The following is a 23,296-nucleotide window of genomic DNA, read 5'->3' as shown; positions in this document are numbered from 1 at the left end:
CCCGTGAACCGACGTTTCGCCCTCGCGATCGCGGTCGTCGCGCTGTTGGCCGTCAGCGCCGGCTGTCTCACCTACGTCAACGACGGCGGCGACGTCGCGAACGAGACGCTCGACGCCGAGCCGCCCCACGCGTACGACTTCCAGACCAACCGCGACGCGGCGATCAACCTGTCGACGGGGACGCAGTACACCGTCGTGTACAACGTCTCCGGCGTCGACGAGATCCGGTTCTATCGGCAGACCCCGTACGCGGGCGACCAGCCGTTCGAGTTCGAGGCGTTCCGGTACCAGTACGCCGACGGCGAGGTGGTCAACGGGACCGAGTTCCGCGCTCGCGGCGGCGAGATCGAGCGCACCCCCGACGAGACGTGGGTCCGGTTCGGCGAGGAGATGGAGGGCGGACGGATGGCCCTCTCGGCGACGGGGTCGCCCCGCCGGTTCTCCACGCTCACCTACGTCGAGGGGTCGTACGCGGTGACGCTGCCGCCCGGGTTCAGCACTGATATGCCGATCGTCGGGCACGTGTCGCCGCGCGCCCACGAGATCGAGATGGTCGACGGCCGCGACCGGATCACGTGGGACTCCGTCACGAGCGGGTCGGTCGTGGTCCAGTCGTACCGGGAGACCGACCTGCTCGTCTTCGGGGTGATCCTCGTGATCGCCGCGATCGCCGCGATCGTCGGGACCGCGTACTTCCGGCGACAGCTGGAGACGCTCCGCGAGCGACGCCGGCAGATGGGGTTGGGCGTGAACGAGGACGACGAGGAGTAAGCCGACCGCCGGCGGGGGCCGCCCCGTCGACTGACGCCCTTTTTCAGTGCGCGACGCCTTGTGCGGGTATGGACGCCGCAATCGTCACCGTCGGGGACGAGCTCCTCGTCGGCGATACCGAGAACACGAACGCGACGTGGCTCTGCGGCCGGCTCGCCGACCGCGGCGTGACGGTCCGTCGGGTGACGGTCGTCCCCGACGAGGTCGGCGAGATCGCGCGCGTCGTCAACGAGTACCACGCCGAGTACGACGCCGTGCTCGTCACCGGCGGGCTCGGACCGACACACGACGACGTGACGATGGAGGCGGTCGCGGCCGCCTTCGGACGCGACCTCGCCGCCAACGACCAGGCCGCCGACTGGCTCGCGGAACAGGGGTACAGCGCGGACGACCTCGTCGCCGAAACGACCCACCTTCCGACCGGCTGCCGGCCCCTCTCCAACGAGGCGGGGGTCGCGCCCGGCGCGGTCGTCGAGTCGGTGTACGTCCTGCCGGGCGTCCCGACCGAGATGAAGGCGATGTTCGAGTCGGTCGCCGAGGAGTTCGAGGGGACCCGGACCCACACCGTCGTCGTCGACGTCGACGAGCCGGAGAGCGCGCTGTTAGAGCGGTTCACGGAGCTACAGGAGGCGTTCGACGTGAGCGTCGGATCGTATCCCGGCGAGAGCGTCCGCGTGAAGATCACGGCGACGACCGCCGACGAGGCCGAGCGCGCCGCCGAGTGGGTGCGGGAGCGCTCCGTGTTGGTCGACGCGGAGAACTGAGCCCAGAACGCGGGGATCTAGCGGTAGAGGTACGCGAGCCACATCGCGGTGACGACGAGGCTCGCGACGAGCACGGCGGTGGCGGTCGCGTCGATCGGGAGCGGCTCGACTGGGGCGGCTTCCAGGATCATGGTTCGCGCTTGTTCTGGGGGCATCTTAAGTATTGATTGTCCCGCGGCGAGACGCGGCCCGCTTAAGGGCTCGCCGCCGAACGTCCGGACATGCACGTCGGATTCGTGGTGAACCCGGTCGCCGGGATGGGCGGTCGCGTCGGGCTCAAGGGCACCGACGGGAAGGTGGCGGAGGCGGTCGCCCGCGGCGCGGAACCCCGCGCCCCCGACCGCGCGCGTCGGGCGCTGGATCGGCTCGCGGCGATCGCGTCCGCGGCGCGCGTCACGACCGCCGCCGACCCCATGGGTGAGCGGCTGGTCCGCGACGCCGGCTTCGAACCGGTCCGCGTGATCGACCCGTTCGACGGCGCGGCGCCCGACGCCACGGAGACGACGGCCGAACACACCGCGCGCGTCGTCGAGGGGTTCGTCGGTGGCGCCGGGTCAGACTCCACGGACGCTCGGGACTCCGCGGGCGATCCAGCGTCCGCGGACGCTCCAGAGCCCGTGGACCTGGTCCTGTTCGTCGGCGGCGACGGCACGGCGACCGACGTGGCGACGGCGTTGGAACGGACCGGATCCGCGGTCCCGATGCTCGGCGTCCCCGCCGGCGTGAAGGTGTACTCGTCCGTGTTCGCCGTCTCGCCCGAGGACGCCGCCGAGGTCGCGGCCTCCTTCTCCCGCACCGAGCGCCGCGAAGTGATGGACATCGACGAGGACGCCTATCGCGAGGGGGAGGTCCACCCCGAACTCCGCGCGGTCGCGCGCGTCCCGGTCGCCGACGACCTCCAGTCGTCGAAACAGACCGCAAGCGGGACCGTCGAGTCGCTGGCGGAGGGGGTCGCGGACGACATCCGCGCCAGCGACGAAGCGGGTGTCACCTACGTGCTCGGTCCGGGGTCGACCGTCGGCGCGATCAAGGAGGAACTGGGCTTCGAGCCGTCGCCGATCGGCGTCGACGTGTGGCGCGACGGCGAGGTCCTCGTCCGGGACGGGACCGAGGCGGAGATTCTCGACGCGCTGGGCGAGGAGAACGTGATCGTCGTCTCGCCGATCGGCGGGCAGGGGTTCGTCTTCGGTCGCGGGAACCCGCAGCTGTCGCCGGCGGTGATCCGTCGGTGTGACCTGCGGATCGTCGCCTCGCGGACGAAGCTCGACGACGTGCGGGCGCTCCGGGTCGACACCGACGACCCCGACCTCGACGCCGAGCTCGCGGGGTGGGTGCGCGTCCGCGTCGGCAAGTTCGAGACGCGGATGATGAAGATCGCCTGAGGCAGAAACCCGGCGCCCCGGCGCGCTCGGCGAAGACGGCGAAAACCCGCCCATGCGACGGCGTTTTAAATACGGGTGTCATACCATGCTATATGATGGCACAGATCGCCGGGCCCCCCGCATCGCTCGGGGGAACCGGCGGCGTCGACAGGGGCAACAGGCTTATTCCCGAACCGGGTGCAGTTACGGATAACCCCCGCGAGGAACCATGAACGAAGTCCAACTCGAAGTGGCGAAGGCGTACCCGAACGACTCGGGGCGCGGCATCGCCCGACTCGACCCCGACACGCTGTTGCACCTCAAGCTCTCGCCCGGCGACATCATCGAGATCGAGGGCGCGGAGACCACCGCCGCGAAGGTCTGGCGCGCGGACCGCCAGGACTGGAACACCGACACCGTCCGCGTCGACGGGTTCACCCGCCAGAACGCGGACGTGGGCATCGGCGAGCGCGTGACGATACGGAAGGCGGAGGCCGAGAAGGCCGACAAGCTCGTGTTGGCCCCGCCCGAGGAGGCGTCGGTCCAGTTCGGCTCCGACGCCGCCGGCATGGTGAAACGCCAGATCCTCAAGCGGCCGGTCGTCGAGCGCGACATCGTCCCCGTGATGTCGTCGACGAACCACCCGTTCATGCGGTCGCCCGGACAGGCGATCCCGCTGATCGCGGTCGAGACCGAGCCCGACGGCGTCTGCCTGATCACCGAGGACACCGAGGTCGAGCTCCGCGAGGAGCCGATCTCCGGGTTCGAGAAGACGGGCGGCGGGATCACCTACGAGGACATCGGCGGCCTCCAGTCGGAGATCCAGCGCGTCCGCGAGATGGTCGAGCTGCCGATGAAACACCCGCAGATCTTCTCGAAGCTCGGGATCGAGCCGCCGCAGGGCGTCCTCTTACACGGGCCGCCGGGCACGGGGAAGACCCTGCTCGCGAAGGCCGTCGCCAACGAGACCTCGGCGTCGTTCTTCTCGATCGCCGGGCCGGAGATCATCTCGAAGTACTACGGCGAGTCCGAACAGCAGCTCCGGGAGATCTTCGAGGACGCGAAGGAGGAGAGCCCGAGCATCATCTTCATCGACGAGCTCGACTCGATCGCGCCCAAGCGCGAGGACGTGACGGGCGAGGTCGAGCGCCGCGTCGTCGCGCAGCTCCTGACGATGATGGACGGGCTCGAAACCCGCGGTCAGGTGGTCGTCATCGGGGCGACCAACCGCGTCGACAGCGTCGACCCCGCGCTCCGCCGCCCCGGGCGGTTCGACCGCGAGATCGAGATCGGCGTCCCCGACGAGGTGGGCCGCAAGGAGATCCTCCAGATCCACACCCGCGGGATGCCGCTCTCGGACGACGTGAGCCTCGATCACCTCGCGGACGAGACCCACGGGTTCGTCGGCGCCGACATCGAGAGCCTCACCAAGGAGGCCGCGATGAAGGCGCTCCGGCGCTACCTCCCCGAGATCGACCTCGACGACGAGGAGGTCCCGCCGAGCCTGATCGACCGGATGATCGTCAAGCGCGACGACTTCTCCGGGGCGCTGACGGAGGTGGAGCCCTCCGCGATGCGCGAGGTGCTCGTCGAGCTCCCGAAGATCTCGTGGGACGACGTGGGCGGGCTCTCCAGCGCCAAAGAGCAGGTGCAGGAGTCGGTCGAGTGGCCGCTCACCTCGCCCGAGAAGTTCGATCGGATGGGCGTCGACGCGCCGAAGGGCGTGCTGCTGTACGGCCCACCCGGCACCGGGAAGACGCTGATGGCGAAGGCGGTCGCCAACGAGACGAACGCGAACTTCATCTCGGTCAGGGGGCCGCAGCTGCTCTCGAAGTGGGTCGGCGAATCGGAGAAGGCGATCAGACAGACCTTCCGGAAGGCCCGGCAGGTGAGCCCGACCGTCATCTTCTTCGACGAGCTCGACAGCCTCGCGCCGTCGCGCGGCCAGGAGATGGGGAACAACGTCTCCGAGCGCGTCGTCAACCAGCTGCTCACCGAGCTCGACGGGTTAGAGGAGATGGGCGACGTGATGGTGATCGGCGCCACCAACCGCCCCGACATGATCGACCCCGCGCTGCTGCGCTCGGGCCGGTTCGACCGGCTCGTGATGATCGGGCAGCCGGACCAGGAGGGCCGCGAGCAGATCCTCGACATCCACACGCAGGACACGCCGCTCGCGCCCGACGTGAGCCTCCGCGAGATCGCCGAGATCACGGACGGCTACGTCGGCTCCGACCTGGAGGGCATCGCCCGCGAGGCCGCCATCGAGGCGCTGCGCGACGACGACGACGCCGAGGAGGTCGAGATGAAACACTTCCGGCGCGCGATGGAGTCGGTGCGCCCCACGATCACCGACGACATCCTCTCGTACTACGAGGAGGTCGAACAGCAGTTCAAGGGCGGCAGCGGCAACGCGATCCGCGACACCGGCGGCAAGATCGGGTTCCAGTAGATCGGGCCCGCGCGCGCAGCGACCCGCTCCCCGTCTCGTTCCGCGTCTTTTAACCCCGACAGCGACCAACGACGGGTATGTCCCAGCCGCGCGTCCCCGGCGGTGACGAGAACTCGCTGGAGCTGCCGTGCGGACAGACGATCGCGGCCGGCGAGCTGGACCTGGGGATGCGCGAGTTCGAGTGCGACTGCGGCGAGACGCACGCGGTCGTGATGGACGTGCATCCCCCGGAGCGGTTCCTCCCGGACTTCCTCGTCGAGGTGCTCCGCGAGGCGATCGAGACCACGAGCGAGGAGATGCCGGAGTTCGACACGCCCCACCTCCTCGGCGTCGTGTTAGAGGAGTTCCCGGAGGCCGTCGTCGCGTACGACGCCAGCGAGAACGCCGACGTGGGGTACGCGATGGCGTGGGTGACCGACTTCGACTCGCGCCGGCTCCACGAGATCGTCGTCGAGCTCGTCGTCGAGCTGATGGAACACGCCGTGAGCCACGCCGACGACGACGAGGCGCTCTCGGCGTTCGAAGCGGAGATGGTCGAGTTCGACGTGAGCGAGTTCGTCGAGCAGTACCGCGCCGAGCGCGACCTCGAGGCCGAGGACCCGTACGCCTGAGCGCGGCCCCCCGGCGCCGGTCGAACCCGGCTGCCGATCGGCGCTCAAACCGCCGAGAACGAGCCGCAGAGCGCTCCTGTCAGACGAATGTCCGACTCTTGTCTCACTGAACCCTATATGTCCGGGGACCGTACGTAAGACGTATGAGAACCGGTGAATACGACCGGTACGACCGAATCCGCGGCGTGCTCGCCGAGGCCGAGGAGCCGCTGACGGCGCGGGAGATTCTCGCGCTCGCCGGCGAGTGCGAGGAGATCGACAGTCCCCACCGCGTCGCCACGGTGCTTGGCCGGTGGGCCGAACGCGGCGACATCGAGGTCATCGCGGACCGGCCCTACCGGTACCGACTGGTGACTTGAGGGCCGTTCGAGGGAGCACGCGGAGTCACCCCGACTCGAACCGCAGGGCGCCGTCAGCCGGGTCGAGCGTCGCGACAGCGCCGAGGGGAAGCGGGAACGACGGGTCGGTGTGGCCGAAGTCGTAGCCGAAGCCGGCGGCCGCGTCCGGCGCGTACCGACTGAGCTCGCGAGTGACGACGCCCCTCAGTTCCGCGGGGTACTCGTCGGGGTCCGGGTCCCACGCCAGCGGCGGGGCGTTCGTCCGCGGCCGACCGACGAGGACGCCGTCGAACCGCGACAGGAGCCCGCGCTCGCCCATCGCGCGGAGCGTGTAGCCGACCTCGCGCGGCGGCGGGACGTCCTCGGACGTCTCCAGCGCGAGGACGGCGCCGTCGAGTCGCTCGGGGTCCGGGAGGTATCGATCCGTTTGGAGGTGCCACTTCAGTATCGCGAAGGAGCCGCCCCACACCCGACCGCTGACCGGTTCATCGGGGGCGGCGGCCGGACCGACCCACGTCGTCGGCCCGGAGTTTTCCCGCCACGTCCGCGGCTCCCGCGTCTCGAAGTCGAACCACTCGTCGGTCCACTCCGGGGCCGGTTCGACCGCTCCGATCGACTCCTCGAACAGCGCGCGCCTGAGGTACCGCTCGGTGTAGGGACTGAGCTCGGCGTCACAGACGAGGTCGGGGTGGACGCCGAGCCCATAGCTGACGATCCCGCGATTCCACAGGAACAGCCGGAGGTTGTCGCTGTCGCTGTAGCCGAAGAACCGGGTCGGGTTCGCGGCGAGGATTTCCCCGTCCAGATGCCGCAAGACCCGTATCTGGTCGTCGCCGCCGGTGTACGCCATGACGGCGCCGATCGATGGATCGGCGAACGCCTCCTCGATGTCGGCCGCCCGCGCCGCGGGTGACGCCGGCTCGTCGCGGTCGGGGTCCGCGGTCGGGAGCACGCGCGTCTCGACCCCGAGCGCGGCGAGTCGCTCGCGGCCGACGCGGAGCCGCGTCGCGTCGGCGGGTCGGGAGGGCGCCACGACCGCGAGGGCCTGGTCGTCGTCGAGCGCCGGTGGCGTGGTGAACTCCATCGCGGCGTACTGCGGCCGGCGCCCAGATAAATCGGCCGCGTTCGTGTCACGATGTATCACTCACCATGGGCAGGACTACCTTGCGAAAATCGCAAAGTCGCTGCGAGATTCGTATTCTATCGCCGACCTTATTACGATGAGCGCACTCGGTCGCGGTAATGAGCGAGGACCGGACCATACTACTCATCGGTAGCGGACCGATCCAGATCGGACAGGCGGCCGAGTTCGACTACTCCGGCGCGCAGGCGTGCCGCGCCCTCCAAGAGGAGGGAGCGCGGGTCGTCCTGGTGAACTCGAATCCGGCGACGATCATGACCGACCCGGAGACCGCGGACCGGGTGTACATCGAGCCGATCACGCCGGAGGCGATCTCGGAGGTCATCCGGATCGAGGAGCCCGACGGCGTCATCGCGGGGCTGGGCGGCCAGACCGGGCTCAACGTCACCGCCGAGCTCGCCGAGGAGGGCATTCTGGACGAGTTCGACGTGGAGGTCATGGGGACGCCGCTCGACACCATCTACGCGACCGAGGACCGGGACCTGTTCCGCCAGCGGATGGAGAACCTGGGCCAGCCGGTGCCGAAGTCGACCACCATCTCGCTGGACGAGGGCGAGTCGGTCACCGACTTCGACGAGGCGGCGCTCCGTGAGCGCGTCCAGGGGGCGGTCGACGCGGTCGGCGGGCTCCCCGTTATCGCCCGGACGACGTACACGCTCGGCGGCTCCGGCTCGGGCGTCGTCGACGAGTTCGAGGAGCTCGTCGAGCGCGTCCGCAAGGGCCTCCGGCTCTCGCGGAACAGCGAGGTGCTCATCACCGAGTCCATCGCGGGCTGGGTCGAGCTGGAGTACGAGGTGATGCGGGACGCCGACGACTCCTGTATCATCATCTGCAACATGGAGAACATCGACCCGATGGGGATCCACACCGGCGAGTCGACGGTCGTCACCCCCTCGCAGGTGATCCCCGACGACGGGCATCAGGAGATGCGCGACGCCGCGCTCGAAGTGATTCGGGACCTCGGCATTCAGGGCGGCTGTAACATCCAGTTCGCGTGGCACGACGACGGCACTCCCGGCGGCGAGTACCGCGTGGTGGAAGTGAACCCGCGCGTCTCCCGCTCCTCCGCGCTGGCTTCGAAGGCGACCGGCTACCCGATCGCCCGCGTGACGGCGAAGGTCGCGCTCGGCAAGCGGCTCCACGAGATCGACAACGAGATCACCGGGGAGACGACGGCCGCGTTCGAGCCCGCCATCGACTACGTGGTGACGAAGGTGCCGCGCTGGCCCATCGACAAGTTCGACGACGTGGACTTCGAGCTCGGGACCGCGATGAAGTCCACCGGCGAGGCGATGGCCATCGGCCGGAACTTCGAGGAGAGCCTGCTGAAGTCGCTCCGGTCGTCGGAGTACGACCCGGCGGTCGACTGGGAGGCGGTCGACGACGACGCCTTGGAGAGCGAGTACCTCGAGCGCCCCTCGCCGGACCGCCCGTACGCGATGTTCGAGGCGTTCGACCGCGGCTACACCGTCGCGGACATCGAGGAGCTGACCGGGATCAAGACGTGGTACCTCGAACGGTTCAAGCGCGTCAGCGACTCCGCGCAGGCCGCCCAGAACGGCGAGTTCGCGCAGGCGGCCACCGCGGGGCACACGAACGCCGACATCGCGGCGCTCGCCGGCGGCGGGACCGACGTCGACGCCGTGGAGGCCGACGTTCCCGGCCGGACGTACAAGCAGGTCGACACCTGCGCGGGCGAGTTCGCCGCCGAGACCCCGTACTACTACTCCGCGCGCCAGGCCGAGTTCGAGCGCGGGCCGCTGAAGGGGGACGCCGCGGCCGGCGAGCTGGTCGTCGACAAGAGCGTCGACAGCGTGGTCGTCGTGGGCGGCGGCCCGATCCGGATCGGGCAGGGCGTGGAGTTCGACTACTGTTCGGTCCACGCGATCCAGGCCCTCCGCGAGCTCGGCATCGAGGCGCACGTCGTCAACAACAACCCCGAGACGGTGTCGACCGACTACGACACCTCCGACGGGCTGTTCTTCGACCCGATCACCGCCGAGGAGGTCGCCGACGTGGCCGAGGCGACCGGCGCCGACGGCGTGATGGTCCAGTTCGGCGGGCAGACGTCGGTGAACATCGGCGAACCGCTGGAAGACGAGCTCCGGCGCCGCGGGCTCGACTGCGAGATCATGGGGACGAGCGTCGAGGCGATGGACCTCGCCGAGGACCGCGACCGCTTCAACGTCCTGATGGACGAGATGGGCGTCGCGCAGCCGAAGGGCGGCACCGCGACGAGCGAGGCGGAAGCGCTCGAGCTGGCCCACGACATCGGCTACCCGGTGCTCGTGCGCCCCTCCTACGTCCTCGGCGGACGCGCGATGCGGGTCGTGGAGAGCGACGCGGAGCTCGAAGAGTACATCGAGGAGGCGGTCCGGGTTTCGCCGGACAAGCCGATCCTCGTCGACCAGTTCCTCGACGACGCGGTCGAACTGGACGTCGACGCCGTGGCGGACGGCGAGGACGTGCTGCTCGGCGGCGTGATGGAACACGTCGAGAGCGCGGGCGTCCACTCGGGCGACTCCGCCTGCATGATTCCGCCGCGCTCGCTCGACGACGAGACGCTCGGCCGGGTCCGCGAGGTCACCGAGGACATCGCCCGCGCGCTCGACACGGTCGGCCTGCTCAACGTCCAGCTCGCGGTGACGGGCGTCGGCGACGACGCCGAAAGCGAGGTGTACGTGCTGGAGGCGAACCCGCGCTCCTCGCGGACGGTCCCGTTCGTCTCGAAGGCGACGGGCGTTCCCATCGCGAAGCTCGCGGCGAAGGTGATGACCGACGACCTCTCGCTCTCCGACCTCGACGCCGACGAGCAGATCCCGGAGCACCGCAGCGTGAAGGAGGTCGTGCTCCCGTTCGACCGCCTGCCGGGCTCGGACCCGCGGCTCGGCCCGGAGATGAAGTCGACCGGCGAAGTGATGGGGACGGCCCGCTCGTTCGGCAAGGCGTACGACAAGGCGCAGGACGCGACGAACAAGCCGATCCCGGAGTCCGGCACCGCCGTCGTCGACCTCTCCGCCGACGAGTTCCCGGACCCGGACACCGAGGCCGGCGAGGCGCTCGTCGCGGGGTACGCCGAGCACTTCGAGCTGAGCGAGGCGACGGACCTGATCGAGGCCGCGAAGCGCGACGAGATCGACCTCATCGTCTCGCGCCAGCGCGAGCTGCTCGAGGTCGCGGTGGAGGAAGAGATCACCTACTTCTCGACGCACGCCTCGGCGAAGGCGGCGCTCGAAGCCATCGAGCACAAGGCCGACGACCTCGACGTGATGGCCGTCTCCGACCGGCCGAAGCGCGTCGAGAAGTGGGGCGCCGCGGAGTAGTCCACGGACGGCGTTCGCGATTCGCGGCGGGCCTTACAGCGCCTCGAGCGTCGAGCGCTCGACGTCTTCGGCCGGCATCGGTTCGCCGCCGTACTCGTCGACGAACGCGTCGACGTCGTCGTCGTCGCTGAACGGGATCAGCTCGGGCCCCATTGCGCCGACGACCTCGCTGCGCGCGACGACCGTCAGTTCGGTCGTCTGCGAGAACGCCTCGCTCTCGACGTGCGAGGAGAACATCGTGTCGGACCCCTCCTTGAACACCTCCTGATCGACGAGCGAGTAGTCGGTGAGGAACGTCGCCAGCGGGGTCCGTCCCGCGTCCTCGGCGTCGAACCGGTAGGTGTAGGTGCAGGTGCTGCTGCAGAACTGCCCCGGCCGCCCGCCCTCCGGCTCGTCGTCCTCGAAGTGGACCTGCCCGACCGGGCCGGGGTGGTCCTCGATGATCATGCCGCACTGGTCGCACGCGCGCTCCCCGTCGAGCGAGATCGGGGTGATAGACGCGCTCTCGTCGCCGAGACAGCCGGCGGCGGCGAGCGAGAGCCCCACACCGACTCCGGCGAGCAGCCGCCGACGCGACGCCGACGGGCGCTGGTGTTCAGTCATGCGTAATAGTTACGAAACAACCGTATTAGCTCCTCTGGACCGATTCAGTCTGCCGTTCGAGGAACAAACCAGATCGGCTAAACCCCAGTAGGTTGAACGTACGCCGTGGCAGTTTCCGACCCGTACGGCGATCCGTCTCGGGCGCTCTGGATCGCGCTCGGCGTCCTCCTCCTCGTCGCCGTCGTCGCGACGGCCGGGGCGTTCGCCGCCGACCCCGAGGCCGCCGCGCCCTCGCCGGTCCCCTACGACGACGTGGTCGAGCTCGGGCTCTCCTCCGAGACGGACGCGCTGATGACCGGCTCGGCGCGGATCCCGCGGACCCAAGTCTTCTACTCGCAGCTGCAGTACGTCGTCGGGTACAACGGCGTCGAGTCGTTCGCGGCGGCCCTCGAGGACGGCCAGACGGAACGGCAGTTCGGCTACCCGATTGCCGCCTACGTCGAGACGTTCGACGACGCGCGGCCCGAGACGACCGAGACCGGCCTGTTCGAGTCCGAGTCCGGCGGCGAGTGGACGCCGGCGGCGGCGGCGCTCTACGTCGTCGAGAGCGACGCCCGGAGCCCGGCGGGCGAGACGATCGTCCCCTTCCGCGAGCGGGGCGCCGCCGAGGCGTTCGCGGCCGACCACGGCGGGCGGGTGGTCGACTGGGAGACGGTCCGGCGCCTGTCGTTCGACACAGACTCGGCGGCGACGGTGCGGGCGATGGCTCCCGCGCGGTGGGACGCGGCCGACGGGCGGATCGCGGCCGCCGAGCGCCGCGCCGACCGACCGGTCTCGGTCGTCGTCGGTGAGGACGCACCGACGATCGGGGCGGCGGTCGCCGCCGCGCCGCCGAACACGACCGTCGTCGTCCCCACGGGCACCTACGACGAGACCCTGACGGTGAACGAGTCGGTGACGGTCGCCGGCGAGGGCGCGCGGATCCGCGGCGACGGCAACGGCTCGGTGATCACGGTGCGCGCGCCCGACGTGGCGATCACCGGGATCACGGTCGCCGGAAGCGGGGGGCAGACGCGCGACCCGGAGGCGGCGCGCGCGGGTCGCGAGAGGGAGGGTGAAAGCGAGGTGTGGGACACCAACATCCAGCTCGGCTACGGCCACGGAGACGCCGGGATCCGCGCGATCGGCGCGCCGGGACTCGTCGTCGACGACGTGACGGTCGAGGCGAACGCGAGCGGGATACTCCTCCGCGAGGGCTCCCACGCGGTGATCCGGGATCTCCGCGTGAACGGGACGGAGGAGTGGCAAGACGGATTTATGGGGATCACGGGGATGCAGTCGCGGGTGACGGTGACGGACAGCAGGTTCGAGGGTGGCCGCGACGGCATCTACCTCCACCGCGCCGACGGCTCGGTCGTCCGGAACTCCACGTTCGCGGACAACCGCTACGGGGTGCACCTCATGTACACGAGCGACGCGCTGCTCGCCGACAACGCGTTCCGCGACGAGCTGTACGCCGGTATCACGGTGATGACGCGGCCGTCGGGCAACGCGATCGTCGGCAACGACGTTCGGAACTCCAGCGCGGGGGTCCAAGCCTCGGGGACCCGGGCGTACATCGGGTACAACACCCTCGTCGGCAACGAACTCGGCTTCTCGACCAGCTCGCGAGGGTCGCTGTACGAGCGCAACGTGGCCGCGAACAACGACCTCGGGGCGCGCGCGACCACGGTGGTCCCGTCGAGCCGGGTCGTCGCGAACGACTTCGTCGGGAACGCGGAGCACGCGACCGCCGGCGCGGGCGCGCTCCGCGTCTGGGCCGACGGCGACCGCGGGAACTACTGGGAGGGGGCGAACGTCGGCCCCCACGACCCCGGCGAGCGCGCGTATCGCCCCACCTCTCCGGTCGACGGCGCGCTCCACCGGCACGTCGCCGCCGTCGCGGTGCGCGAGTCGCCCGCGGTCGCCCTCCTCGACCGCCTCCGCGGGACCGTCCCCGGCGCGCGCTCGGGAAGCATCATCGACCCGGCGCCGGCGGCGGCGCCGTACTCGCCGGACAGGCTTGACGCCGCGCTCGCCCCGAACGCGGGCCCGGCCCGCGCCGACTGGCGCACGGAACTGGCCGACCAGCGGGGGGACAGAGACGAGGACGCAGCCATGAACGCACGCCATCGCAACGCGACGGGCGGGGGTATCGGGCCGGAAACGAAGCGCGTCGCCGCCGAGACCGCATCGGCAGGCGCCGGCGCGCGCACGTCGGTTATCGACGCTCACACCGCGGCGACGGAGGGGGCCGCCGATGCCTGACGAGCCCGTCTCGACCCTCTCGGATGTCACCCGGACGTACGGGGGCGTGCCGGTGCTGGACTCGATCTCGCTCGCGATCGATCCCGGCGTTACCGCCGTGATCGGCCCGAACGGCTCCGGGAAATCGACCCTGCTCCGGCTGCTGGTCGGCGCGACGGCGCCGACCACCGGCGAGGTCCGGCACCCCGGCGCGACCGGCCCGAAGCCGATCGGCTACCTGCCACAGCGGGTGCCGTTCCGCGACGGGTTTACGGCTCGCGAGACGCTCGCGTTCTACGCCCGACTCGTCGGCGACGACCCGGACGCGGCGCTGGAGCAGGTCGGGCTCGCCGACGCCGGCGACAGGCGCGTCGAGGCGCTCTCGGGCGGGATGCGACGCCTGCTGGGGATCGCGCAGGCGGTCCTGGGCGACCCGACCCTCGTCGCCCTCGACGAGCCGGCGAGCGGTCTCGATCCGGGGATGCGCGAACGCGCCTTCCGCGCGGCGGCCGAGCGGGCCGACCGCGACACGGCCGTCGTGATCTCGTCGCACGCGCTCGACCTCGTCGACGACCACGCCGACCGCGTCGTGCTTCTCCGCCGCGGGGGCGTCGCCGCCGCCGGGCCGGTGGGCCGCCTGCTCGACGACCACGCTGTCGACGACGTGAGCGGCTTGTACCGCGCCGTGACGGCGGCGGAAGCGCGGACCGGCGCCGAGCGATCCGACGAGGAGGGAGGTGACGGCGACGGGGACACGGGGAGCGACGAGGAGGGAGGTGACGGCGACGGGGACACGGGGAGCGACGAGGAGGAGCGTGACGGCGACGATGCGGAGCCGGACGTTCACGTCACGGGGGTGTCGGAGCGATGACCGGACCGCTCATCGGGGTCGCAACGGTGTTCCGGCGCGAACTCGCGACGGTGGTCCGGACCCCCGGCTACGGCGTGCTGGCGGTGGGGCTGCTCGCCGCCGTCGGCGGCCTCCTCGCGGCGGGCGGCGGGGGCGCCACGGGATTCGTGCCGGCGATCGTCGACCTGCTCCTCCCGACGGAGGCGCTCGTCCCGCTCGCCGCGGTGGTGTTGGGCTACCGCTCGCTGCTCGCCGACGGCGCGAGCGGGGAGCTCGCGGTGATCCGGACGTATCCGGTGCGCGTCGGCGAGTACGTCGCGGGAGTGTTGCTGGCGCGGACGGTCGCGCTCGTCGGGGTCGTCGGCGCTCCGTACGCCGCGGTCGGCGTCGGGGTCTGGCTGACCGCGGCGCCGGACACGGGCATCTTCGCGACCCACACCGGTATCGACTCGCCGCTGCTGTACCTCCGGTTCCTCGCGTTCGTCCTCCTGTTGGGCGCGGCGTACGTGTCGCTCGCGGCCGCGGTCTCCGCGCTCGCCGCGAACCGCCGGAGCGCGATCGCGCTCGGGGTCCTCGCGCTGGTCGCGGGGGTGCTCGGCGGCGACCTCCTCCTGCTCCGCTCGCTCGGTGCCGGAGCGTCTCCGGCGACGATCCCGGGATCGCTCGCGCTCACGCCGAACGGGGCGTTCCGCGGGCTCGTCTTCGAACACGTGATCGGCGTCGCCTTCGCGCCGGAGGGCGAGTTCATCGCGACGGGCCGCGCGGTCGGCTCGCTCGTCGGCTGGACGCTCCTCGGCGCCGTCGTTGCGGGTACAGCGTTGGCGTACGGGAGTCAGGTCGATGCGGCCATCGAGCGCGTTCGCAGCGGGATCGGGGACTGAGAGCGACCCTCCCGGCTTCTCTCGGTCGTCTCGGCCTCCCCCGATCGCTTCGGCTACCCTCGATCGCTCCGACTACCCTCGATCGTCCCGATTCCACCGGCCCTCCGATCACTCCGACCCCACCGCCTTCCTACTCACTTTGAGGTGGCGTCGTCTCCGACGGAGCCCGGAGCGTGCGCGTACACCGCGTAGAGGACGACCGCGGCGATCAGGAAGTCGAGGCTGTGTTCGAGGAAGTGATGAACCGGCATCGGCACGACGCCGAGAACGGTGCCCGCGCCGACGACCGACCGGCCGAGCAGCGCGCCGACGGCGACGCTGATGAGCGCGTACTGCCCGCTCCGACGGCGGTGGTACGCGACGAGGCTCACGAGAAAGAGGACCCCGGTGCCGAGGCCGGCGACGGCCACGACGGCGAGCAGCGGTAGCGACCCCTCTACGCCCCACCCTCCGGCGGTCGCGCTCGCAAGGATCGGATTCACGCTGTCGACTCGTAAGGCAGCGAGCGATAAGAATACATCCCCGGACGCTCCCGCTCGAAGAGAACGCGCGCGGCGGTTTTAAACAGCGCCCCGGTAGATCGGGGTGAGCACCCATGCCGGACACCAGATCCCGGGTCCGCCGACACGTCCGCGACACGCCGGGCGTCCACTTCAACCGGGTGAGCCGCGACCTCGACATCGCCACCGGACAGGCGCAGTACCACCTCCGACGGCTCGTCCGGGACGACGAGGTCGCGGTCGAGCGGATCGGCGGGCGCGCTCACTACTTCGACCCGTCCTTCGACCCGTGGGAGCGGCGGGCGCTCGCCTTCCTCCGGCGGGAGACCGCTCGCGGGATCCTCGTCCGCCTCCACGCCGGCGGCCCGACGCGGCCGGCGACGCTCGCCGACGACCTCGACCTCGCGCGCAGCACCGTCTCGTGGCACGTCTCGAACATGGTCGAACGCGGGATCATCGAGAAGTCGGATGACCGACCCATGCGGCTCTCGCTCGCGCGGCCCGAGCAGACCGCGGCGCTGCTCGACGAGGTGTCGTCGTCGCTCCCGGATCGGATCGTCGACCGCTTCATCCGGACCGTCGACAGCCTGTTCGAGTGAGCGGGTGGCCCTCGGTTGCCGACGGGGGCGCTCGCGCCGTCGAGGCGTTCGCCGACGAGTGACGCGGTTGCGATCGAGGGCGACTTCTCGGGCGATCGCACGGCTTCCGCCGGGGGCGACGGAGTCCGGGGAAACGCCCATGATGACGGGGAGCGTAGGTCGACGACAGTGCACATCGATATTCTGCTGTACGACGGGTTCGACGAGCTCGACGGGATCGGCCCGTACGAGGTGTTCGACTACGCGCTCGGCTACGCCGCGGAGGCGGCGAGCGACGATGCGGACGGCGCGACCGCCGCCGAGCGATCCGGGCACGTCCGGTACGTCACCCTCGACGAGCGCGAGTGGGTCACCGCGAGCCACGGGACGCGGGTCGGCGTCGACGGGGTACTCCCGGATCCGGACGGCGGCGACGCACCCGACCTGCTCGTCGTCCCCGGCGGTGGCTGGTCCGCGCGCAACGAGGACGCGAGCGCCTGGGCGGAGGCGCAGAAGGGCAACGTACCGCGCGCGCTCGACGAGTACCACGCCGCCGGCGTCCGCACCGCAGCCGTCTGTACCGGCGCGATGCTGCTCGCGGAGGCGGGCATCACCGACGGTCGGCGTGCGGTCACTCACGCCTCGGCCGTCGACGAACTCCGCGAGTCGGGTGCCGCGGTGGTGGACGCGCGCGTCGTCGACGACGGCGACCTGCTCACCGCCGGCGGGGTGACCTCGGGGATCGACCTGGCGCTGTACCTCGTCGAGCGGGAGTTCGGCGAAGCGATCGCCGACCGCGTCGCGACCGTCATGGAGTACGAGCGCCGCTACGAGATCGCCGACACGGAGTGAGCCGGAGCGGAGCGCGGGCCGCGCCGACGGGGTCGGTCAGTCGCCGCCGTCCTCGGGGAGCGGCGGATCGTCGGTGCCGTCGCCGGCCTCGTTGGTCGTGGTGTCGCCGTCGGCGTCGACCGTGATGACGGTGCAGTCGAGCTCGTCGCGGAGGTACGCGTCGATGTCGGGGTCGGAGAGGAGTTTCTGTACCATGCGGCGCCACCGCCCGGCCTGCTTCGAGCCGATGACGACCACGTCGGCGCCCTCGGCGACGACCTCTTCGAGGATGGTCTCCTCGACGAGGAACCCCCGGCGGACGACGTACCGCGCGCGGTCGAGCCGGCCGATCCGCTCTTCGACGGCCCGTTTCAGGTCGCTTCGGGAGACCCCACCGGAGTTCTGGTAGAGGTCAACGTGGAGGATCGTCAAGTCGGCGTCGCGCTCCTCGGCGACGCGAACGGCCTCCCGCAGCGTCGCCTCCGAGTGTGACGACGGCGGGAACCGGACCGGCACCACGACGAGAGTCATGTCCGGAGGGTTGCGGACGGAGGATGAATACGCTGTCGGTGCGACTGACGCGACTGAGAATCGGAGGCGCCGTCACCCCATCGGGACGCCCGTGACCGCCGCGAACTGCTCCGGATCGAACCGGATGCCGCCGACAGTGTCGATCCACGGGAGCCGACCGAGTCGCCGGGCGCGGCCGTGCGGGAGGCGAACGATGGCGAACCCCGACTGATGGTGGAGCACGAGCCGGCCCGCCGTGCCGACCAGCCCGAGCAGTCCGGTAACGAACGCCTCGTGGGCGACCCCGTCCCGCCGCTTCACGAAGAAGAACCCCTCCGACTCGGGGTCCGGTCCGGCGACCTCGATGGACGCACCGAACCGCTCCGCGACGCTCATGGGTCACCCGCCATCCGGGTCGCTTCCTCGATCCACCCCTCGGTCCGGCTCGTCGACGCACGGGTGATGTCGGCGACGACCTCCGGGTCGAGTGCGGCCAGCTGGGCGACGTTTCTGACGCCCTTCTCGCGGAGTCGGTCCGCGTACGTCGGCCCGATCCCGGACACCTCTTCGAGCGCGACCGGCTCGCCGCGGGCGCCGAGCCGCTTTTGGAGCGCGGCGATCTGCTCGACCGGTAGCGACAGCTCCGCCGCGATCGCCTCCGGATCGAGCGAGACCAGCGATTCGAGGTCGGTCACGCCCGCGCGGCGGAGTCGCTCGACCACCGCGGCGCCGTTCTCCGGGGCGACGTCGATGATCGCCCGTCTGAACGCCTCCATGCGGGCCCGCTCGTCTTCCGGCTCGGGCGACTCCGCGGGGGCGGTGTCGTCGTCCGGGTCCGGGGTCGGCGCCGCGTCGGACTCGTTCGGAGAGTCGGGGTCGCTCGGTGACTCCGATTCACCGGATGAATCCGGTTCGCCCGATGCGCCTGTCTCCCCGTCCGATGTTCCTGCCTCCTCGCTCGACGCCGCGGAGAGCACGAGATCGACCGGCGCTCCGGGCTCGGCGACCGCGTAGGGGTCGGGGAACTGCTCGACGACGGTGCCCGGTGCGGTCGCCGGCTCGACGACGCGCTCGACCACGCCGACGGACAGATTGGCCGCGGCGAGCCGGCGCGCCGCGGTCTCGTGCGACAGCCCCCCGAGGTCCGGCACGTCGCCGTACGTCGTCGCGGCGTCCTCGGGCTCCCCTCGCGGCGCACGCAGTCGGAAGGAGACCTCGCTGAGATTCGCCGACGCCGACGACTCGTCCAGCGACGGCAGGTGCATCCGGATCCCCTCGTCGGTCTGGATCACGTTCGTCTTGAGCGTGAAGTCCACGTCGTCGACGCGGTAGCGCTCGCTCTGCAGGTCGTCGTCCACCTCTTGGAGCGCCGCGCCGAGGTTCGAGAAGACCTGCTTCGGCTTCCACCGCCGGGCGCTGCGCCTCCAGTTCACCGACGCGTTCTCGGAGTGCCTCCCGCTGTGCCTCGACCTTCGAGAGCCGGCGCTCCAGGGCGGTCCGCTCGCTTTGAACCGCTAACACGTCGGTCTGCAGGCGAACGAGCGACTCCTGTTGGTCCGTGACCAGTCGCTCGACCGCCGCCCGCTCGACCGTCTCGAACTTGGCGGCGTCGACCTGCGGTAGCTCTTCGAGCTGGAACGTCTCCGCGAATCGCGCCGTGTCGGCGTTGAACGCGGAGCGGTCGCGATCGCTCATGGGTTACGGGACTCCGGCGGGACGGGGGCGATGCGGAGCCGCACCTCGCTGGCGATCTCGGCGTCCACGTCGTACTCGTCGCTGACGCGGTGGTTCAGCGGAACGGCGGTCACGGTCGGCTTGTACGCGCGGACCTCGTTGGTCTCCGGATCGCGGACCTCCTGCCCCTCGATCGACAGCGTCATCTCCAGGTCGGCTTCCACGTCGGCGAACCTGAGCCACGACGCGTCGAGGTCGTACGCGAGGCTCCCGTCTTCGATGTCGCGTTCGATCGACCGCTGGACGGCCATCGACCGGCGGTCGAGCTCCTCTTGCCCCTCGGCGACCGAGAACGCGACCGTCCGGATGAACTCCTTGAGCGGTCGCGCAAGCCACTCGTCAGTCGGCACGTTCGCCTCCGTCGGCCCCGTCGGTCGCTGACCCCGTCTCCGCGGATCCGGTCGCCGCCGGCATCGGGGTGGGTTCGAGCCGCGCCGTGAGGCGGGCGTTCGCGCCGGCCTCGCGGTCGACGGTCCGGCGATCGATCACGGACTGCGTGCCCGCTCTGAGACCGAATCCCCCCGCGGCATGCTCGGATTCCGGTTCGGCTCGGTCCGACTGACTGCGTTCGGTGGTGCGAACGTCGACCTCGACTTCGATCGTCGCGTCGCTGAACTGGTACCGGGCAGGCGTCAGTCCGACGTCGAGCAGGGATCGCCGCTCCGCCGTCGCGGTGTCCGTCGTGACCGTTCCGTCCGGCGTGACCGTTCCGTCCGGCGCGACGGTGCGAGTCAGCGTCGGCGCGACGTCGACCTCCGTCTCTGCGAGCGTCGTGAGCGTCTCCGCGGCGTGGGCGTCGAGCGCGGTCTGGGCGTCGGCGACGCCCTCCGCGAGCAGGTAGACGAGGTCGTCGAACGGGAGGTCGGCCACCTCCCGTCGGCCCGACCGAGCGGGGGCGATACTGCGCGGTGGTAGGTGATGTGCTCGTAATGGCATGGGTCTGGGTGCCGCACTCCGTCCGCCGTGCGGATGCGTGCGAAGACGCACGCGCGGAGCGCGGCGGGTCCGATCACTCCGTCTCCTCGTCGTCGGTCTGTCGCTGGTCGACGGTCTCGACCTCCGGGAAGAGGTACGGCGGCTCCGGGACCGGAACCAACGTGGTCTTCAGCTTGCTCGTCCCGTGGACCTCCTTGCCGAACTTCCGGTTGTGGCTCACGTCGGTCTGGATGCTCCCGCCCCACAGGCCGAACCCCGCGTGCGCCTCGGCGCTGACGTCGATGTTCGTCTCGCGCTCGCTCGTCGTCTTGATGTCCATCTCGACCTCGATGATCGCCTCCGAGAACTGGTAGAAGGTCGGGAACAGCCCGGCCTGCAGCAGCGAGACGTCGATCGGTGTCGCGGAGGAGTAGGTGACCTCGCCCTGCGAGTCGATCGTGCGCGTGATCGCCGGCACGACCTCGATCTCCGTCTCGGCGAGGATTTTCGCCACCTCGACCGAGTTCATGTCCAACTGGTTCTGTGCGTCCGCGATACCCTGACCCATACTCGCGATCATCTCAGGGAACGGTACGTCGAGTAGCTCCTGTCCTACAGACATTCTTAACTAATTAACGTAATAGATATTAAATAGGTATGTAAGAAATTGGAGAACATGTTGCCGGGTTTGCAGAGCAATCGGTCCGCTCGCGCTCGATCTCGACCGAGTCGCCTTCCACGTCGACAGCGATCGCGATCTCCTCGTCGCTGTCGCGCTCGGCACTCATGCCGCACCTCCTTGCACTACAAAATTCGCATGACTGTGAGGGGGTCGTTGGCAGCCTCGTTGCACTCCGGTTTTTCGAGGCGTCTTCTGAAAACGCGGACTCCCGTCTCACGTCTTCTGAAGTCCAAGAACGCTAATTCCGGTGTACACCCGGAATCAACGGTTGATTTCAGTCCGCCCTCCCCGAATTGAACGGGGGACAAGTCGATCTACAGTCGACTGCTCTACCAAGCTGAGCTAAGGGCGGTTACCGTATTCTACCCGCCGGATTCGACTTAAGGGTTCCCTTTCAAACCGAGTGTGATCCGCAGTACCGCGGACGGGTCGGTGCCCCGTGCCACCCCCGTCTCGCGCGGTTTTTAAGTCGCTCGCGGCGGGAGCGAGGGTATGGCCGACGGCGACGACAGACAGGCGACGTTCGGGTCGGACGGGAGCTTGGAGACCGACACGACGCCGGACGCGACCGGCGAGAACGACTTCGGCGAGGAGAAGGCGGCCAACGAGACCGACGGCGGCTACAGCCGGTACGTCGTCTCCAGCCTCCTCCAGAAGGCGGTGCGCCGCTCCGACGAGGAGGTCGCCGCGTGGGCCGCGTGGGAGCTGGCCCGCTCCGGCTACGCGTGGAACCTCTGGGACCGCCTGAACCTCTACGTCGTCGAGGACCTCCGCGCGGGCAGCGACGTGGCGCTCACGATCGAGCGCTACGAGGAGCTCGCCACCGAGCGCTGGGAGCCCGCCGAGTGGAAGGGACGGCTCTGCGCGATCCACGCCGCGCTGGCGGCGGCCCGTGCGCAGTCGACCCGCGAGGGGCCCAACGCCGACGAGTACTTCCGAGCCGTCGCCGATGTCGGCGCGGAGGCCCGCGAGCGCGGCGAGGAGCCCGCCCACGACTTCCCCGTCGGCGACCTCGAACCCGGCGGCGAGTTCGACGCGATCTTCGACGGCCACACCGGCGAGGGGTCGAAGCTGGGGCGCGGCACGCGCTTCTTCAAGACCCGCGGCGCGCGGGTCGGCCCGGAGGGCGAGGGCGAGCACAGCGCCCGCTGGCAGCGCCTCGCGATGCTCCTCGACGACGAGCGCGACTACGACGCGGCCGAGCTCGACCGCGCGGTCGAGCCCGTCGACCCGGACGACCCGTGGCACGAGCCCGAGCAGATCGGCGACGAGGCGGACAAAAACGACGCCGACGGAAGTGATCGAAACGACACCGACGAGGCGGACCGAGACGATGCCGACGAGAGTGATCAGAACGACGCCGACGACTCGCGCGGGTCGCTCTCCGACTTCTCGTCGTAGCTCTCGGCGGTCTCCGTCTCGGAAACTGTACCGTCGGCAACGACGCGCGTACTGAGTACCGCACCCGCGTCACCGGTTCCGCCAACGCTTATGAACCTATAATGAGAGTTACTACCATGTCAGACGTTGCAATCGTCGGCGGCGGACCGGCCGGGCTCAGCGCGGGACTGTTCGCGGGCAAGAACGGGCTCGACGCGGTCCTGTTCGACACCGACGACACGTGGATGCATAAGGCGCACTTTGGTATGCTTTAACGTTCAATAAGTAAAAACAGCCTCTCTGATTAGTTGCTACAGTAAGGACAAAATACCGTCTAGTACCACAGAGTGAGATAAGTAATCTTATTTCCAAATCCTAGTACCACATTCTATTTCACCCTAAAATCACCATATGGCAGGGGGATAACGGATATATCCATACTTTATTACGTAAAAAATAGCCTACAAATGACTAGGATAGTATCACATATCAGAGACAAACCCAAATTACAGGTATTATGTTGATGAGGATAACACAAGATAAGCAAAATCTATCTGAATCACGTCGAAGGTGGATCGCTCTGATTGAAGGGTAGGGGGATAGGGGGATAGATCGTTATCCAGAGCGATTGAAGCTCATTTCTCATTCAGAGCCTAGCTGATACACTCTCTTACCTCTCACATGGATATAGTGCTATTAGATTACCCTCTCTCGCGTCTTTCAGGTAGGTAAGTGGTTTTGTACCTTTAGCAGAGAAAACGCTAAGAGAGTCATTCAGTTTAGTCTCTAAGAGGATAGACGGATCGCTAAGAGATTGATTGATTAAAGAATAGCAAAAGACTAAG

The 23,296-nt window shown here is 69.4% G+C and carries 23 protein-coding genes, 1 tRNA gene and 1 pseudogene; 14 read left to right on the top strand and 11 right to left on the bottom strand.

The genetic code is table 11. The features are described 5' to 3' along the window. Positions 1–3 precede the first annotated feature (3 nt). The 6 genes from DJ69_RS15550 (at position 4) to DJ69_RS15525 (ending at position 6,318) form a co-directional block, all read left to right on the top strand. On the top strand, positions 4–771 hold the full coding sequence (locus DJ69_RS15550; RefSeq protein ID WP_099256442.1) for a DUF5803 family protein: 768 nt from the start codon (positions 4–6) through the stop codon (positions 769–771). A gap of 68 nt (positions 772–839) precedes the next feature. Continuing rightward, on the top strand, positions 840–1,535 hold the full coding sequence (locus DJ69_RS15545) for a competence/damage-inducible protein A (RefSeq protein WP_099256441.1): 696 nt from the start codon (positions 840–842) through the stop codon (positions 1,533–1,535). A 221-nt stretch (positions 1,536–1,756) separates the two neighbouring features. Further along, on the top strand, positions 1,757–2,917 hold the full coding sequence (locus DJ69_RS15540; RefSeq protein ID WP_099256440.1) for an ATP-NAD kinase family protein: 1,161 nt from the start codon (positions 1,757–1,759) through the stop codon (positions 2,915–2,917). A gap of 208 nt (positions 2,918–3,125) precedes the next feature. Beyond that, positions 3,126–5,348: a CDC48 family AAA ATPase gene (locus DJ69_RS15535; protein ID WP_099256439.1), complete on the top strand. Its 2,223-nt coding sequence runs from the start codon at positions 3,126–3,128 to the stop codon at positions 5,346–5,348. 77 nt (positions 5,349–5,425) lie between these two features. After that, the gene (locus tag DJ69_RS15530; RefSeq protein WP_099256438.1) at positions 5,426–5,959 is read left to right on the top strand and encodes a DUF5815 family protein; all 534 of its coding nucleotides are present in this window, start codon (positions 5,426–5,428) and stop codon (positions 5,957–5,959) included. Between the two features lie 143 nt (positions 5,960–6,102). Further along, the gene (locus tag DJ69_RS15525) at positions 6,103–6,318 is read left to right on the top strand and encodes a hypothetical protein (protein ID WP_099256437.1); all 216 of its coding nucleotides are present in this window, start codon (positions 6,103–6,105) and stop codon (positions 6,316–6,318) included. A 25-nt stretch (positions 6,319–6,343) separates the two neighbouring features. On the opposite strand, the gene DJ69_RS15520 is transcribed toward DJ69_RS15525, so the two are convergent. Next, entirely contained in the window at positions 6,344–7,381 is a 1,038-nt protein-coding gene (locus DJ69_RS15520) for a S66 family peptidase (RefSeq protein WP_099256436.1), read from the bottom strand. A 158-nt stretch (positions 7,382–7,539) separates the two neighbouring features. On the opposite strand from DJ69_RS15520, the gene carB reads away from it, so the two are divergent. Continuing rightward, positions 7,540–10,761 carry a carbamoyl-phosphate synthase large subunit gene (gene carB / locus DJ69_RS15515; protein WP_099256435.1) on the top strand — a complete coding sequence of 1,074 codons (3,222 nt, stop codon included), beginning with the start codon at positions 7,540–7,542 and terminating at the stop codon, positions 10,759–10,761. A gap of 33 nt (positions 10,762–10,794) precedes the next feature. Here carB and DJ69_RS15510 read toward each other — a convergent pair whose 3' ends face one another. Beyond that, positions 10,795–11,364 carry a nitrous oxide reductase accessory protein NosL gene (locus tag DJ69_RS15510; RefSeq protein WP_099256434.1) on the bottom strand — a complete coding sequence of 190 codons (570 nt, stop codon included), beginning with the start codon at positions 11,362–11,364 and terminating at the stop codon, positions 10,795–10,797. A gap of 105 nt (positions 11,365–11,469) precedes the next feature. Here DJ69_RS15510 and DJ69_RS15505 point away from each other — a divergent pair, with 105 nt between their 5' ends. Genes DJ69_RS15505 through DJ69_RS15495 form a run of 3 tightly spaced genes read left to right on the top strand, consistent with a single transcriptional unit; the run spans position 11,470 to position 15,321 of the window. Then, positions 11,470–13,611: a NosD domain-containing protein gene (locus tag DJ69_RS15505; protein ID WP_099256433.1), complete on the top strand. Its 2,142-nt coding sequence runs from the start codon at positions 11,470–11,472 to the stop codon at positions 13,609–13,611. After that, positions 13,604–14,461, top strand: a complete 858-nt coding sequence (locus DJ69_RS15500; RefSeq protein WP_099256432.1) for an ABC transporter ATP-binding protein — start codon at positions 13,604–13,606, stop codon at positions 14,459–14,461. Before DJ69_RS15505 ends, DJ69_RS15500 begins: the two co-directional genes overlap by 8 nt. After that, positions 14,458–15,321 carry a copper ABC transporter permease gene (locus DJ69_RS15495; protein ID WP_099256431.1) on the top strand — a complete coding sequence of 288 codons (864 nt, stop codon included), beginning with the start codon at positions 14,458–14,460 and terminating at the stop codon, positions 15,319–15,321. The genes DJ69_RS15500 and DJ69_RS15495 overlap by 4 nt, the downstream gene beginning before the upstream one ends. 134 nt (positions 15,322–15,455) lie before the next feature. On the opposite strand, the gene DJ69_RS15490 is transcribed toward DJ69_RS15495, so the two are convergent. Next, positions 15,456–15,803 (bottom strand): DUF7471 family protein, encoded by a 348-nt coding sequence (locus DJ69_RS15490; protein WP_099256430.1) that lies wholly within the window; start codon positions 15,801–15,803, stop codon positions 15,456–15,458. Between the two features lie 113 nt (positions 15,804–15,916). On the opposite strand from DJ69_RS15490, the gene DJ69_RS15485 reads away from it, so the two are divergent. Beyond that, on the top strand, positions 15,917–16,420 hold the full coding sequence (locus DJ69_RS15485) for a winged helix-turn-helix transcriptional regulator (protein WP_099256429.1): 504 nt from the start codon (positions 15,917–15,919) through the stop codon (positions 16,418–16,420). Positions 16,421–16,588: 168 nt separating this feature from the next. Further along, positions 16,589–17,251, top strand: coding sequence for a DJ-1/PfpI family protein (locus DJ69_RS15480; RefSeq protein ID WP_099256428.1), 663 nt, complete (start codon positions 16,589–16,591; stop codon positions 17,249–17,251). 36 nt (positions 17,252–17,287) lie between these two features. On the opposite strand, the gene DJ69_RS15475 is transcribed toward DJ69_RS15480, so the two are convergent. From DJ69_RS15475 to DJ69_RS15445, 8 genes are all read right to left on the bottom strand, one after another. After that, positions 17,288–17,761, bottom strand: coding sequence for a universal stress protein (locus tag DJ69_RS15475; protein WP_099256427.1), 474 nt, complete (start codon positions 17,759–17,761; stop codon positions 17,288–17,290). A 72-nt stretch (positions 17,762–17,833) separates the two neighbouring features. Then, a complete protein-coding gene (locus tag DJ69_RS15470; RefSeq protein ID WP_099256426.1) occupies positions 17,834–18,136 on the bottom strand; it encodes a hypothetical protein in 303 nt (100 codons plus the stop codon). After that, on the bottom strand, positions 18,133–19,173 hold the full coding sequence (locus DJ69_RS15465; RefSeq protein WP_245851736.1) for a helix-hairpin-helix domain-containing protein: 1,041 nt from the start codon (positions 19,171–19,173) through the stop codon (positions 18,133–18,135). Before DJ69_RS15465 ends, DJ69_RS15470 begins: the two co-directional genes overlap by 4 nt. A 258-nt stretch (positions 19,174–19,431) precedes the next feature. Further along, a complete protein-coding gene (locus DJ69_RS15460; RefSeq protein WP_099256425.1) occupies positions 19,432–19,824 on the bottom strand; it encodes a hypothetical protein in 393 nt (130 codons plus the stop codon). Beyond that, complete coding sequence (locus tag DJ69_RS15455; RefSeq protein ID WP_245851735.1) at positions 19,814–20,344, bottom strand: hypothetical protein; 531 nt, start codon at positions 20,342–20,344, stop codon at positions 19,814–19,816. The genes DJ69_RS15460 and DJ69_RS15455 overlap by 11 nt, the downstream gene beginning before the upstream one ends. A gap of 139 nt (positions 20,345–20,483) precedes the next feature. Continuing rightward, positions 20,484–21,011: a hypothetical protein gene (locus DJ69_RS15450; protein WP_099256423.1), complete on the bottom strand. Its 528-nt coding sequence runs from the start codon at positions 21,009–21,011 to the stop codon at positions 20,484–20,486. Positions 21,012–21,036: 25 nt separating this feature from the next. Next, positions 21,037–21,177 (bottom strand): hypothetical protein, encoded by a 141-nt coding sequence (locus DJ69_RS18555; protein ID WP_180271843.1) that lies wholly within the window; start codon positions 21,175–21,177, stop codon positions 21,037–21,039. Between the two features lie 172 nt (positions 21,178–21,349). Next, positions 21,350–21,423, bottom strand: a tRNA-Tyr gene (locus DJ69_RS15445). A gap of 140 nt (positions 21,424–21,563) precedes the next feature. Between DJ69_RS15445 and DJ69_RS15440 the strand changes: the two genes are divergently transcribed. After that, the gene (locus DJ69_RS15440; RefSeq protein ID WP_099256422.1) at positions 21,564–22,472 is read left to right on the top strand and encodes a hypothetical protein; all 909 of its coding nucleotides are present in this window, start codon (positions 21,564–21,566) and stop codon (positions 22,470–22,472) included. 116 nt (positions 22,473–22,588) lie between these two features. Next, positions 22,589–22,711: pseudogene (locus tag DJ69_RS15435) on the top strand (FAD-dependent oxidoreductase); the annotation flags it as partial. Positions 22,712–23,296: the final 585 nt, after the last annotated feature.

The organism is Halorubrum persicum (assembly GCF_002727125.1).
Taxonomy (GTDB): Archaea; Halobacteriota; Halobacteria; order Halobacteriales; family Haloferacaceae; genus Halorubrum; species Halorubrum persicum.
This window is presented reverse-complemented; position numbering and strand designations above follow the sequence as displayed.

Coding starts and splice junctions, on each gene's coding strand:
- carB (WP_099256435.1), top strand. CDS start 7,540: ATGAGCGAGGACCGGACCATACTACTCATCGGTAGCGGACCGATCCAG.
- DJ69_RS15520 (WP_099256436.1), bottom strand. CDS start 7,381: ATGGAGTTCACCACGCCACCGGCGCTCGACGACGACCAGGCCCTCGCG.
- DJ69_RS15450 (WP_099256423.1), bottom strand. CDS start 21,011: ATGTCTGTAGGACAGGAGCTACTCGACGTACCGTTCCCTGAGATGATC.
- DJ69_RS15500 (WP_099256432.1), top strand. CDS start 13,604: ATGCCTGACGAGCCCGTCTCGACCCTCTCGGATGTCACCCGGACGTAC.
- DJ69_RS15530 (WP_099256438.1), top strand. CDS start 5,426: ATGTCCCAGCCGCGCGTCCCCGGCGGTGACGAGAACTCGCTGGAGCTG.
- DJ69_RS18555 (WP_180271843.1), bottom strand. CDS start 21,177: ATGAGTGCCGAGCGCGACAGCGACGAGGAGATCGCGATCGCTGTCGAC.
- DJ69_RS15470 (WP_099256426.1), bottom strand. CDS start 18,136: ATGAGCGTCGCGGAGCGGTTCGGTGCGTCCATCGAGGTCGCCGGACCG.
- DJ69_RS15510 (WP_099256434.1), bottom strand. CDS start 11,364: ATGACTGAACACCAGCGCCCGTCGGCGTCGCGTCGGCGGCTGCTCGCC.
- DJ69_RS15475 (WP_099256427.1), bottom strand. CDS start 17,761: ATGACTCTCGTCGTGGTGCCGGTCCGGTTCCCGCCGTCGTCACACTCG.
- DJ69_RS15545 (WP_099256441.1), top strand. CDS start 840: ATGGACGCCGCAATCGTCACCGTCGGGGACGAGCTCCTCGTCGGCGAT.
- DJ69_RS15495 (WP_099256431.1), top strand. CDS start 14,458: ATGACCGGACCGCTCATCGGGGTCGCAACGGTGTTCCGGCGCGAACTC.
- DJ69_RS15540 (WP_099256440.1), top strand. CDS start 1,757: ATGCACGTCGGATTCGTGGTGAACCCGGTCGCCGGGATGGGCGGTCGC.
- DJ69_RS15485 (WP_099256429.1), top strand. CDS start 15,917: ATGCCGGACACCAGATCCCGGGTCCGCCGACACGTCCGCGACACGCCG.
- DJ69_RS15440 (WP_099256422.1), top strand. CDS start 21,564: ATGGCCGACGGCGACGACAGACAGGCGACGTTCGGGTCGGACGGGAGC.
- DJ69_RS15535 (WP_099256439.1), top strand. CDS start 3,126: ATGAACGAAGTCCAACTCGAAGTGGCGAAGGCGTACCCGAACGACTCG.
- DJ69_RS15525 (WP_099256437.1), top strand. CDS start 6,103: ATGAGAACCGGTGAATACGACCGGTACGACCGAATCCGCGGCGTGCTC.